Origin of the sequence: Mycobacterium intracellulare ATCC 13950, from assembly GCF_000277125.1 — a bacterium.
Classification (GTDB): domain Bacteria; phylum Actinomycetota; class Actinomycetes; order Mycobacteriales; family Mycobacteriaceae; genus Mycobacterium; species Mycobacterium intracellulare.
Genome location: NC_016946.1, coordinates 2,162,818 through 2,175,459, shown reverse-complemented (window position 1 = coordinate 2,175,459; position 12,642 = coordinate 2,162,818). Strand labels below are relative to the sequence as shown.

The following is a 12,642-nucleotide window of genomic DNA, read 5'->3' as shown; positions in this document are numbered from 1 at the left end:
GCCCACCACGACCCCCGCATGCACTGGACACCCACTGGTTACGCGCGTAACCTCTGTCGCGCAACGACAGCATTCTCGCGAGCGAAAGGCCACTGAGAACCGTGAGTAACGCCATTAAGGTCTTCAACCCGTCCACCGAGGAGCTGATCACCGAGGTCCCCGACTCCGACCAGGCGGCCGTCGACGCGGCGGTGGCCCGCGCGCGTGAGACCTTCGAGTCGGGCGTGTGGCGCAAGGCGCCGGCGTCGCACCGGGCCAACGTCCTCTTCCGCGCGGCGCGCATCATCGAGGAACGCACCGACGAGCTCGCCGCGCTCGAGGGCCAAGACAACGGCATGAACCTGACGGCCGCCCGGCACATCATCCCGGTGTCGGTCGACATGCTGAAGTACTACGCCGGCTGGGTCGGCAAGATCCACGGCGAGTCGGCCAACCTGGTGAGCGACGGCCTGCTGGGCACCTGGGAGACCTACCACACCTTCACCCAGCTCGAGCCGGTCGGCGTCGTCGGCCTCATCATCCCTTGGAACGGACCGTTTTTCGTCGCGATGCTCAAGGTCGCGCCCGCCCTCGCGGCCGGCTGCAGCGCCGTCCTCAAGCCCGCCGAGGAGACGCCGCTGACCGCGCTGAAGCTCGAGGAGATCTTCCGCGAGGCGGGCCTGCCCGACGGCGTCCTGAACGTCATCACCGGCTACGGCGAGACCACGGGCGCCGCGCTCACCGCGCACCCCGACGTCGACAAGATCTCCTTCACGGGGTCGACGGAGGTCGGGCGGCTGATCGTTAAGGCGGCCGCCGGCAACCTCAAGCGGCTGACGCTCGAGCTCGGCGGCAAGTCCCCGCTGATCATGTTCGACGACGCCAACCTCGACAAGGCGATCTTGGGGGCGGGCATGGGCCTGCTCGCCGGTTCGGGTCAGAACTGTTCGTGCACGTCGCGCATCTACGTCCAGCGGGGCATCTACGACGACGTCGTGCAGCGGCTGGCGGAGTTCGCCCAGATGCTGCCGATGGGCGGCAGCGAGGATCCCGACTCAGTGTTGGGCCCGCTGATCAGCGACAAGCAGCGCAAACGAGTGGAAGGCATCGTCAACGACGGCGTGGCCGGCGGCGCGCAAATCATCACCGGCGGCAAGCCGATGGACCGCAAGGGCTACTTCTACGAGGCGACGATCATCACCAACACCACGCCCGACATGCGGCTCATCAAGGAGGAGATTTTCGGGCCGGTCGGCTGTGTGATCCCGTTCGACGACGAGGACGAGGTAATCGCCGCCGCGAACGACACGCACTACGGGCTGGCCGGGTCCATCTGGACCGAGAACCTCTCCCGCGCCCACCGGATGGTGAATGAGCTTCGGGCGGGCCAGGTTTGGGTGAACTCCTCACTCGCGGCCGACCCGTCGATGCCGATCAGCGGCCACAAGCAGTCCGGGTGGGGCGGCGAGCGCGGCCGCAAGGGCATCGAGGCCTACTTCAACACCAAGGCGGTCTACATCGGTCTGTAACCTGCTGCCCCGGGCGGCCGCGCGCGTAACGCCACGGTGGAACTATTGCCGATTTTTCGCCGTGGCGTTACGCCCGGGCCATCCCGGAGACTTTGGGCTACAGCGGCTTTCAGTGGGACGCTACGAGGGCACGGCCCTCGTCGGTGCATCCGGCAATGAAGTCAGGCGCCGAGTCCACTTGAGCGATCTTCCCGCTTTTCAGATCGCTCTGAAGGACCCTCTGGCAGTACTGGTTCCAATCGGTGTCAGCATTCAGCTGCACGTGATAGTGCTGAATCTGCTCATCGATGGCCTGTTTGCCTTGGTTGTACGAGGGCGACCCGGGGTCGGCGCCCGCGCCGGACGCGAACACAACGGCGGCGGCACTAAGCACCGCTGCCAACGTCAACCCGCGCATGCGACTCACGCCGACAATCTTACGTGGATTTTGCTGCCAGCACATCCGCCTCGATTGCGGGGGGCGGCGGCGGGTTAGAACGTCCACGAGCCGGCGGACTGAAGTACGAAGCCACGGTTGAGGATTGGATCGATGCAGGCGGTCAGGCGGTCAGCGCCCACGATGCATGTGATGTCGCCTTTGGTGAGCTTTTGGCCGACGTTGAGCAGCGGCGAGGTGATGATCGGGCAGCCGGTGCCCTTTTGAAAGCTGTACGGGTTGAGGTCCGTCGGAAGCGATGACGGCGAGGCGACCACCGAGCAGCCGTCGCTGCCGACGGGGGCGTTGTCCGGCAGACCAGGCAGTGGCCCATCGCAGCTGGCGCTGACGTGATCGCCCGGCTTGGGCGGGTTGGGGAGGATGCACTGCAGCCCATCGGGTGTCGCGAAATAGGCCGCGCCGCCGGCGCGGGCCGCGGCGGTATAGGGCGCGGCGTCGACCGCTTGAAATGCGTTCAGATCGGGAAATTTCGGCGGCGGCGTGGCCGTCGCGACGCCGGGGGCGTTGCGGGAACATGCCAGGCTCAGGACCGCAACGCTCGCGGTGATCACCGCTAGGGTCACCCTGCTCAGCATGTGGTGTCCCCCTTCCTAGTGTTGGACGCCGAAGGTTGTCGTCCACGTGTTGGGATCATAGGTCGGCCCGGGCGGCCAGGTGCTCACTCGAAGCTGAATCGTCTCAAGGCCGGTCGCGGGGTCGAGCGTCGTGCCCGTGATGGTGGGGCCGTAGACGGTCGGAAGCTGGTTGGGGGCCACCAGCGTTTGGGGTGTCGCCCCCATCAGGCCTTGCGGTGTGGCGGCGGTGATGCCCTGCACGGGGCCGCCGTTGGTCGCGCCGACGAGCATGAATCCACCACCTTTGAGCGAGACCAGTTGGCTTTCACGATCGCCTGGGAGGCTGACGGTGCCGACGCGCTGCAAGTTGTTGATCCAGCTGTTGGGTTTGGCCGGATCGATGGGTCCCGACACCCACATGCCGCGGGTGGTGTCGCCTACCCGGTTGCTGGTGTTGCCGACGATCACCATCTGGTTGGTGGCAGGATCGTAAACGCCGCTGGCCTGGTAAATCCCCGGCAGCTCACCGACTTTCACGGGATGGGTGGGATCGGTGTAATCCCAGACCGACCCGTTGGTCGCGAATTCGTTGAACCCGGGCGTCACGGACCCATCCGGGTGGCTGAAAAACGCGTAGCGATGACCGTCGGGCCCCAGCGCGGTCCCCGTCGGCAGCGGGCGGGTGCCCGGCGGCCCTTGCGCGAGCTCCGATGCCGGGCTGCGCGGAAAGCCGTCTCGGGGGTCGCCGCCAAAGGTGGGGCCCTGGCCGTCTTGGAACTGGTCTTGCAGGTCGTAGGTGTTTTGCTCGTGTTGGGGCGGGCCGGCCGGTCCGGTGATCCTGGGGTCGCTGGGTGGAGCGTCTTGCCCGTCCCCGAAGCCCGCTGGCTTGAACTCGGCGACCGCGGCAGCATCTTGCGGGGTGAGGTGTCCGTTCGCCTGTGCTTCACGCAGCGATTTCGTGTAGGTGTCGCGGATCGAGTTCATCTGCTTGAGGGCGTCCCGCGTGTCATCGGCGGCGTCGGCTTTGGCGTCCTTGATCAAGGTCTCGAGCGCCCGGCGGCTCTTCGCATCGAGGGTGGGGTCTTGCAGATCCTTGGTGGCCGCGCCGATCAGTTTGTCCAGCAACTGCAGTTGTCGTTCCAGCGTGGCGATCTCCGCGGAGCCCTCTTTTTGCGCGGCGGCCAGCATGGCGGCGATGTTTTCCAGGTCCGCGGCGATCTTGGGCAACTGGTCGGTCTGCAGGCGAAGCGATTTGGTCAGCCGCTGCACTTCTTCTGAGCCGTTGATCGGATGGTCGCCGTGCTGGTGGTTCCAGGCCTGATCGAAGCGCTTGCGGGCCTGCTCGAACTCCTCTTGGGCGGCGGTGGAGCACCGGCCCGCCGCGTGGAAGGCCTCCGCCAATTGGGAGATCTGAAAGGGGTTGCCGGCCTGCAAACTGCGGTTGACCGCCCAGGGATCGCCGCCGGCCTGGGCGATCAGATCGGCAACGCTCAACCAGTTCAGCTGCATTGCCCCGCCCATTTGCGCTTTTGACCAGCTTTGACGCTACCTCCGCTGGTTCCCCTGTCCCCCTATTCCACCCGAAAAGGCGCTGAAATTCACTTCAGTGCGCTCGGCGCGGAGCTAATCGGGGACACGTGGCGAGGGGCGCGCTTCAATAGCATTGCGACCAGGAGGACATGATGGCGCGCTTCAAAACCGAAATGGAAGTCTGCCCGCACTGCCGGCGCTCGGCGGAGGCCACGGTCGAATACAGCTACGACAACGACGGCAAAGTCACCGGCAGGCGGGTGCGGGACGTCAACTGCCGGTATGCGGACTGCCCGGGTAGCGAGGTGCCGCCGCACTGGGGCTAGGCGATGTCGGTCGCCCGCTGCTTCGTGTCGGACTCCTTGTCGGAGAGAAGATCCCCTTCTTGGGGCATTCAAAGTTTGGCGACGCCGCCGATTCCACGCTCAACTCGCTACGGGCGTCCAGGATCACCCGCCGCGCCGAGCCCGCGGTGAGACAACGTCTTCACTGGGTGCCAGACGGCGCCAACCGCTTCGCCAGGTACGGCGCCGTGCGGCTCTGTTTGGCCCGTGCCACCTGCTCAGGTGGCCCCGCCGCGACGACCCGGCCGCCATCGCTGCCGGCTCCCGGTCCCAAGTCGATCACCCAATCTGCACCCGCGACCATCCGCATGTAGTGCTCGGCCACCACCACGGTGTTGCCCGCGTCGACCAGGCGGTGCAGTTGACGATCGAGCAGAGCCACATCGGCAGGGTGCAGCCCGGTGGCCGGCTCGTCGAGGACGTAGAGGGTGTGCCCTCGCCGGGGTCTCTGCAGTTCGGCGGCGAGCTTGATCCGCTGTGCCTCGCCGCCCGACAGCTCGGTGGCGGGCTGTCCGAGACGGAGGTATCCGAGCCCGACCTCTTGCAGCGTGGTCAGGCTGCGCGCCGCGCTGGCGACGTCGGCAAGAAACTCCGAAGCCTCATCGACGGTCATCGCGAGGACATCGGCGATCGTACGGTCGCGATAGCGAACCTCGAGTGTCTCGTCGGAGTACCGCGCTCCTTGACACGCCGGGCAGGTGGCGTATGTGCCTGGCAGGAACAATAATTCGACCGACACGAAACCCTCCCCCTGACAGGTGGGGCAGCGACCGTCGGCCACGTTGAACGAGAACCTGCCCGCCGTCCAACCGCGGCGGCGCGCCTTCGGGGTCGCAGCGAATTCACGGCGCACGGCGTCAAACAAGCCGGTGTAGGTCGCCAGCGTCGAGCGCGGCGTGCGTCCGATCGCACGCTGGTCGACCGATACCAGCCGGTTGATGTTTTCGGCCCCCTCTGCCGTCACACCGATACTCGCGTCATGATCGAGATCGACTATCCCGCTGTCGGTTTCGTCGTCGTCGGGTTCGGCAGGCTCGACCGCTCGTCCGGTGCCGAGCTGGCTGTGGACGACATCGCCGAGGACCTTGACGACGAGTGTCGACTTTCCGGAACCGGACACCCCGGTGACCGCGGTGTACACGCCGAGGGGCAGGTCCACGTCGAGGTCTTTCAAATTATGGAAGCAGATCCCGCGCAGCCGCAGCTGCCCGGACGGCGTACGTGGTTGTCGACGCGGCGGCCGGGCACCGTCGAAAAGGTAGTGACGAGTGACGGACCCCTCGATGTCGGCGAGGCCGGGCACCGGCCCGCTGTAGAGCACGCCCCCACCGAGTTCTCCGGCCCCGGGCCCAACGTCGACGATCCAGTCGGCACGGCGCACGACGTCCATGTCGTGCTCGACCACGAATAACGAATTGCCCGCGCGCCGCAGGCGATCGAGCACCTCGAGCAGCGGCTCGGCGTCGGCCGGGTGCAGGCCGGCCGACGGTTCGTCTAACACGTAGAGCACGCCGAACAAGCCGGCGCGCAGTTGGGTGGCCAGCCGCAACCGCTGCAGTTCGCCGGGTGACACGGTCGGGGTCCGGCGACTGAGCGTGAGATAGCCGAGGCCGAGATCAATGAGTACCTGCAGGCGTGCGACCAGGTCGGCGGCGATCATGGTCGCCACTTCCGTCAGCTCGCCGGATGTCATGGACTCGTACGCGGCGGCGGCGTCGGTCCGAGAAGCCGTCGGGCGCAACGTGTCCGCGAGGTCGCCCAGTGGCATGGCCGTGTAGTCGGCGATGGTGCGGCCGGCGAAGGTCACCCGCAACGCCTCCGGCCGCAACCCAGAGCCGTCGCATACCGGGCATTCGACGGTGTCGACGAATTGCAGTACGCGGCGGCGCATCATCGCGCTATGGGAGTTGGCCAACGTGTGGCGGACATGGCGTTCGGCGCTGGAAAACGTGCCGTTGTAGTAATAATCGGCTTGCACGGGGTGCTGGCTCGGATCGATTTCGACGGTCGGCTGCTCCTCGGTGAACAGAATCCAATTGCGTTGCCGCTTAGGCAGTTTCCGCCATGGCTTGTCGATGTCGTAGCCCAGCGTGACGAGGATGTCGCGGAGGTTTTGGCCCTGCCACGCGCCGGGCCATGCGGCGACGGCGCCTTCGCGGATGGTCAGCGAGGGGTCTGGCACCAGTGTCTCTTCGGTCACCCGATGGATTCGTCCCAGCCCGTGACATTCGGGGCACGCCCCCACCGCGGTATTCGGCGAGAACGCATCGGAGTCCAGTCGTTCCGTAGCCCCCCGCGGGTAGGTCCCGGCGCGGGAGAACAGCATCCTCAACAAGTTCGACAGGGTGGTGACGGTGCCGACCGTCGACCGCGATGTCGCCGAACCCCGGCGCTGCTGCAGTGCAACGGCAGGCGGTAGCCCGGTGATGTCATCGACCTTTGGCGCGCCGGTTGGCAATAGCAGGCGACGGGCGTACGGAGCGACCGATTCGAAGTAGCGGCGCTGGGCCTCGGCATAGATGGTCCCGAAGGCTAGCGACGATTTGCCGGATCCGGAGATTCCGGTGAACGCGACCAGCGCGTCACGCGGCGCTACGACGTCGACACCCCGCAGATTGTGCACCCGCGCCCCGTAAACGCGCACAGAAGGATCGATTTCGTCGGTGCGTCGATACGGGATTTGCGTCATCTTGCTCAGCCGAGTACCCCCGGTTGCGGCCGCACAAGCCTGCGCTCCCCGGCAGCGACCAGCGAGGGCCTGTCGGCAATCCGTTTTGACGCCCCGCCGGCCGGGAATTCCGCCGTGGCCATGACGGAAACATCACCAAGCCGGATCCGCCTGAGCCATCACGTCGTGGAACTCGATGACGGGCGGCGGATCGGGCTTTCAGTCGGCGGCCGCGGAGTGCCGTTGTTGTTCATGCACGGGCTCCTGCTGAGTCGGAAGGCCTATCTGCGGATGCTCAGCCGGATCGCCGGAATGGGATTCCTGGTCGTCGCCGTCGATGCCGCCGGTCACGGAGATACCGGGCGACTGCCCAGCGACGCGTGCGGCTTCACCGATCGCGCCGATTCGGTGTTGCGCACGCTGGACGCCCTTGGCATCGGGCAGGCGTTGTTCGTCGGCCATTCGATGGGCGGGCGAATGACCATCCAGCTGGCCGCACGCGCGCCTGAGCGGGTACTCGCCGCCGTGCTGTTCGACCCGGCGGCCGGAGCGCGGTTCGACACGACCATCCCGAAATTGGTGAGGTCCCCAACCAAGGCGTTGGGCGCGGCCTACACCGCTGTCCGCGACACACTGGGCGACCCGACGCAGCTCTCACCCAGCGAGCAACTCGGATACTTCCGGGTGCTGGCCGCGGTGGCGGTGCCCAACCTGCGTGATCCACTCGCAGCCGTCCGGACGATCAGGGCCATCGTCGAGTCCGGTGATTACACGCCGATGCTGCACACCATGCGCGACGAGGGGATGCCCACGATGGTGGTGCACGCCGAAAAAGACATGATCGTGCCGTTCCCGCACGCGCGCGAAATCGCCAACGAGGCCGACGCGACGCTGTACAGGGTGCCGGACGCGTATCACTCGTGGATGATCGCCAATCCGCGCCAGGGCGCCGATGCGTTTCGTCAACTGCTCGACGGCGAATTGGGCGAGGTGCTTCGCGACGCCGCCGACACGATGGGCATCGCCGACCTCGACGACCACGAGGCGTGGGAGCGCGAACTGCTGGACCCCGATGCGCTGGTGTTGCAGTTCATCCACGGTCGCGACCGATTAGAAATCGGGCCCGAGGAGCTTGACCATGTCGACCTAGAGCTGGTGCGCCGTACTGAGCGCTCGCAGGAACGGATGTCCTGGGCTCGACGGACATATCGCCGGTGGGCGGGTAAGCACCTGCATCAGGCGCGATCGCTGATCCGGCACAACATCCGGATCGAGCCCGAGCACCACGAATAGCTAAGGGTGAAAAGCGCGTGGTGGGGCGGGCGGGGCTCGAACCCGCGACCAACGGATTATGAGTCCCCAGGTCAAGCGCTATAGCAAACTCTGCTGGGTCCGGTAATCGCCCGGCGAGAGCTCCTATCCCCTAGATTGCCAGCGCTTCTGTTCAGAAATCGCGCCTAGCAGCAGCTGCTAGCACACCACGGCAAATCAGCAGGTAAGTCTGCAAATATGGACGCGGTGTGGACGCGCCTTGGTCCGGGCGGCTGCATCGGGGCGCAGCTGACTTGTCAGTGCCCTATACGACGATGGGATCATGCGAGACAGTCGTAGAATCCGCGGATGGCGGCAGCGCAGGAAGGCGAGGACGTATTGCCTGCCGTGGTCCGCGGTTCGCCAAGCCGTATAGACGAGATGATGGAAGCCTTCCAGGAGGCCTATGTCCGCGGCGTCGCTGCGGCTGCTGGTTGCGTCGTGGGGGCTCCGGAAATCGATGAAGGGGTTGATGTAACACTCACCCACACGTCGGACATCCATCTGAGGGACGACAAGAAGGCCCATCTGGAGGTCCAGATGAAATCGAGCGCCTATGGCCCGATTGAAAATGGCCAATTTGTTAGTACAAGTTTGAAGCGTGCTCGATATGACGAGTTCCGCGCTGTTGATGTTGCCGTTCATAAGATAATTGTCATTCTTCATATGCCGGTGTTGCAGGAAGATTGGCTGACGGTGGGGGCTGACGCTCTACATCTCCACCATCGTGCGTACTGGGTAAGTATCCGCGGAATGCCGCCAATCCCGAACGCTCAGCAAGCCTCATTCACAGTGCGAGCACCCACAGTACAAGTGTTCGACGACATCACCCTCTGTCACATCATGCAACGTATTGGGCAGAAGGGTGCACCGTGACCTCCAACCTGTCCTACGAACAAGATCCAGCGTTGATCTTGGAGCTACTTCAACGTTTTGATTGGGTCTTGTCGACTCGGTCAACCGAAGACCCCTATGAGGTCTGGCGGAATGATCTCGTCAGTCCTCGCGAGATTCTCTTCCCGACGGACCCCTCCAAAGCCGATTATCAACAATTGTTAAGGCGCGCCTACCGTACCTTGACATACGAACATGGCACCGAGGTCGAGCACGCAGCGAGTATTCTTGCCCTACAACGGCGTTCCATGCTTGACGTCGTGCGGTGGTCGAAAGAAACATCGATAGCCACGGGGATGATCCAATGGGATCTGGGGCAGGAGCTGCATGTTGTCGCACGTGTCAGCTTGTCGGTAGCTGCGAAAGCTGCGCACAAACCGCGACGGTACTACGGAAATTCCTCGGCATATATATCAAAGAAGTTCATCGAGGCTACTCTGATGGGGCCGAGCGAACAGGGCAGCTACGTCGTGACCGCCTACACGCCTTCGGGTGACCGGTTCTACGTAAGCCGCTCAAGCGAAGAAGCAAGCGCCTCCAAACTTGTAGATGTGGAGAGTAAGTCCGGAGCGGAGATCATCGATAAGCTCGACGACATCGTCCGCTCGGCCAGGGAAAAGTTAGATGAGTACCGAGGCGATCCTCGGACGGCCATATTTGACGAGATCACCCCTGTTGGATTTTCCTATGAAGTGGCGAACGCGTTAGCGACCCTGGCGGCAGACGGAAACGGCACCGTGCGCATTACACGCACTAGTGCTCGCGAAGGCCGAGAGACCTCTAGAGACTACGAATTTCACTCGACGGAATCACCTGTTCTCGAGCGTGTAAGTGAATCGCTCCGGCAAGCAGCTGAACCCGAACCAGTCACGTTGGTTGGAGAAGTGACTCTGCTTGAACATGTCTCGAATCTAGACACTCACACTGTACGACTGCACGTGGCTAACCAACCTCGATTACGCACCGTAAGGATGAACCTGACACCGGAACAATACGAGGCGGCTATCGAAGCACATCGCAGTGATAGCCCGCTGCGGGTCCGAGGAATTGTTGCAAGGCAGGGAACTTATAACTGGCTAACGGATCCCACAAATGTGCAGATCCTGACCCAATTCAGCAACGATGAAGAAATTCCAGAGGATGCGATCACCGACGAGGACGATCAGGATCAAGAGCCGTTGTTCTAGCCGACTGTGCGCTCTAGCGACACAACCTTTCGCGGCGTCTTAGCCACCGGCCGGACAAAATTCGGTGCTGCGGTGTCGCCCTCACGGATGTAGTCGGCGTAGGTGGTTAGCGTCAGCACGAAACTGGAGTGCCCTAACCACTTCGACACCTGCATGTAGTGTTCCCCCGCAGACAGCGCAAGCGTCGCGAAGGTATGCCGCAGGTCGTAAAAGCGAACTCTCCCAAGGCCTAACGCCTTGCAGGCAGGCTGGAAGTAGTTGTGGTACACGTTGTCCACCACGATCGGCTTCGCCCAATCGAAGTCTTCCACCGACACCGCCGTCTTACCGGCGCGGGTGCGCTTGCCGGGAAACAGCGGCGCGTGCCCAATCCGCCTCTTGCCGGCAAACGGGTGGACTCGGGTCAAGTAGTCCCTCATGTCGTCGGCCAACCATGGCGCAAGCGGGACTGTGCGATCAGTTGAGGCATCACTTTTCGGCGTGCCTTCCTGCCACTCAAGCGGTGTATTCTCCTCGGCGCCAGTTGGCCTGGCCTTCTTCTTCGTCCGCGCAATGCGTACTGCACCTACGGTTCCCGGGATATCCGACAAGGTGACGTCTTGCACCTGCAAACCTTGCAGCTCTGCCACCCGAACGCCCGTATAGGCGGCGAACACCACAGCCAGCGCGTACACGGGGTTACCGCGCTCGGTGGCGATGTAATCGTGTAGCGCTGCTACCTCACTGGATGCCAGCGGCCGGTGTTTGAACGGTGCCTTGCCGCCTGCGAGAGCGCGCCGCTTCGTAGTGTGCCGCCTACCGGCGACCACAGGATTACTCGGTATGGCCTGATCGTCTACCGCCACATCAAGAATCCGCTTCAAGGTGCCGACAATGTGCTTGACCGTCTTGGGGCTGCGGGTGACCAGGCCGGTGCCGGGGGTGGTTGTGGGTTTGCGCCTAGCCTTACCGCGAGTGACAAAGCTGCGCTGCGGATGCGGTGCAAGCAGACTGGCTCGAAAGCGCGCCACGTCTGCCGTCGTGATCGCCGCTACTGGCTTACTACCGAACACGGCGGCAATATGACGGCGGTAGATCTTGGCATAGTCCTCGATAGTGGAGGGATCGACGGTCCCCACGAGACCGTCCAGGTATTGCTTGGCGTACTCCCCGAGCGGCCGATTGGCCTTCGCCTTGGCGGAGGAAGGGTCTACTCCCCTAGCGTCTTCAAGCTGGTTCTCCACCTTGCGCATGTGCGCCTTAGCTTTACGCTCAGTCGGAAACGTCTCGCTGGTCTGCTTGAACTTGCCGGTAGGTGCGCCGAACTCGTCGCGTACCGGTTCAAGCCACCGAACCTGATAGCTGACTACGGGATTGCCAAATTTGTCCAGCTGCTTGGTGGTGCGCTTGCGAATCGTCGCGGCCATCAGGCCACACCTTCTTGGCCAGAGGTAGCGCTGGCGTAGATCCTGCGCACCGTGGACGGCTGCCATATCAGTTTGCCTAGCGGGCTTTGAATTTTCGCGTCTGTGAGCGTTTGCGCGATGGCGTCATACGACATTCCGGCATTGCGTGCCTGAACGATTCGTCGAACAACGGTTGGCTTAACAGCCCTAGGCCTTCCGATACGTTCGCCTCTGCGCTTCTTCGCGGCCAAAGCGGCCTTCGTACGCTCGCTAATCAACTCGCGTTCGTACTGCGCGAAGTTGACCAGGTTCATGGCCATCATCCGACCTGCCGCTGTGGTGAGATCCACGCCAAGGTCCAGGATCACCAGCGACCAGCCCTGTGCCTGTGCTGCCTCGATGATGTTGGCAGCGTTGACGATTGATCGGCTCAGGCGGTCCAGCTTTGCGACCACCAAGCCGTCTGCTTGTCCAGAAGCCAACAGTTGCAAAACTTCCGCAAGCTTCCGGCCGATGGTCTTGCCCGATACGCCTTCGTCTGCGAAGTGTTCTACGGTCCAGCCGCGCCGAGCGGCCTGGCTGTCGATAGTTTCGCGTTGGGCCTCGAGTCCGTTGCGCCTATCGGCCTGCTCGTCAGTACTCACCCGTGTGTAGCCAAACATCAACGGTTGCATTGGTTCTCGCATGTCTGCCTTTGCCGGCATCTTGTGTGTTCCTTCCGGTTGGGGCGTAACCGAGCGGTTGCGCCTTACGCCCTACTTTCTAGCCGACTGACACAACGGTGGCTACAATGCCTGAGCTGGGCAAACATGCGCTGGGCGGCGG

At 63.6% G+C, this 12,642-nt stretch carries 11 protein-coding genes; 5 read left to right on the top strand and 6 right to left on the bottom strand.

Annotation, left to right across the window (positions count from 1 at the left end; all coding sequences use genetic code 11):
- The first annotated feature begins 101 nt into the window (after positions 1-101).
- Complete coding sequence (locus OCU_RS35160) at positions 102-1,508, top strand: aldehyde dehydrogenase family protein (RefSeq protein ID WP_014379848.1); 1,407 nt, start codon at positions 102-104, stop codon at positions 1,506-1,508.
- 109 nt (positions 1,509-1,617) lie between these two features.
- Here the strand turns inward: OCU_RS35160 and OCU_RS35155 are convergent, their stop codons facing one another.
- From OCU_RS35155 to OCU_RS35145, 3 genes are all read right to left on the bottom strand, one after another.
- Entirely contained in the window at positions 1,618-1,905 is a 288-nt protein-coding gene (locus tag OCU_RS35155; RefSeq protein ID WP_014941705.1) for a hypothetical protein, read from the bottom strand.
- A 74-nt stretch (positions 1,906-1,979) separates the two neighbouring features.
- Complete coding sequence (locus OCU_RS35150) at positions 1,980-2,519, bottom strand: hypothetical protein (protein ID WP_020188863.1); 540 nt, start codon at positions 2,517-2,519, stop codon at positions 1,980-1,982.
- 15 nt (positions 2,520-2,534) lie between these two features.
- The gene (locus OCU_RS35145) at positions 2,535-4,007 is read right to left on the bottom strand and encodes a putative alpha/beta hydrolase (protein WP_014379845.1); all 1,473 of its coding nucleotides are present in this window, start codon (positions 4,005-4,007) and stop codon (positions 2,535-2,537) included.
- A gap of 173 nt (positions 4,008-4,180) precedes the next feature.
- On the opposite strand from OCU_RS35145, the gene OCU_RS35140 reads away from it, so the two are divergent.
- A complete protein-coding gene (locus tag OCU_RS35140) occupies positions 4,181-4,354 on the top strand; it encodes a 5'-phosphate oxidase (protein ID WP_225331400.1) in 174 nt (57 codons plus the stop codon).
- Positions 4,355-4,514: 160 nt separating this feature from the next.
- Here the strand turns inward: OCU_RS35140 and OCU_RS35135 are convergent, their stop codons facing one another.
- Positions 4,515-7,061: an excinuclease ABC subunit UvrA gene (locus tag OCU_RS35135; protein WP_014379843.1), complete on the bottom strand. Its 2,547-nt coding sequence runs from the start codon at positions 7,059-7,061 to the stop codon at positions 4,515-4,517.
- A gap of 120 nt (positions 7,062-7,181) precedes the next feature.
- Here OCU_RS35135 and OCU_RS35130 point away from each other — a divergent pair, with 120 nt between their 5' ends.
- From OCU_RS35130 to OCU_RS51050, 3 genes are all read left to right on the top strand, one after another.
- The gene (locus OCU_RS35130) at positions 7,182-8,333 is read left to right on the top strand and encodes an alpha/beta fold hydrolase (protein ID WP_020188862.1); all 1,152 of its coding nucleotides are present in this window, start codon (positions 7,182-7,184) and stop codon (positions 8,331-8,333) included.
- A 327-nt stretch (positions 8,334-8,660) separates the two neighbouring features.
- The gene (locus OCU_RS50005) at positions 8,661-9,227 is read left to right on the top strand and encodes a DUF4365 domain-containing protein (protein ID WP_052315300.1); all 567 of its coding nucleotides are present in this window, start codon (positions 8,661-8,663) and stop codon (positions 9,225-9,227) included.
- A complete protein-coding gene (locus tag OCU_RS51050) occupies positions 9,224-10,432 on the top strand; it encodes a hypothetical protein (RefSeq protein WP_148278272.1) in 1,209 nt (402 codons plus the stop codon). The genes OCU_RS50005 and OCU_RS51050 overlap by 4 nt, the downstream gene beginning before the upstream one ends.
- Here OCU_RS51050 and OCU_RS35120 read toward each other — a convergent pair.
- Positions 10,429-11,838: a tyrosine-type recombinase/integrase gene (locus OCU_RS35120; RefSeq protein ID WP_014379840.1), complete on the bottom strand. Its 1,410-nt coding sequence runs from the start codon at positions 11,836-11,838 to the stop codon at positions 10,429-10,431. The two genes, OCU_RS51050 and OCU_RS35120, sit on opposite strands and share 4 nt — an antisense overlap.
- Positions 11,838-12,521, bottom strand: coding sequence for a recombinase family protein (locus OCU_RS35115; RefSeq protein WP_231119586.1), 684 nt, complete (start codon positions 12,519-12,521; stop codon positions 11,838-11,840). Before OCU_RS35115 ends, OCU_RS35120 begins: the two co-directional genes overlap by 1 nt.
- Between the last annotated feature and the right edge of the window lie 121 nt (positions 12,522-12,642).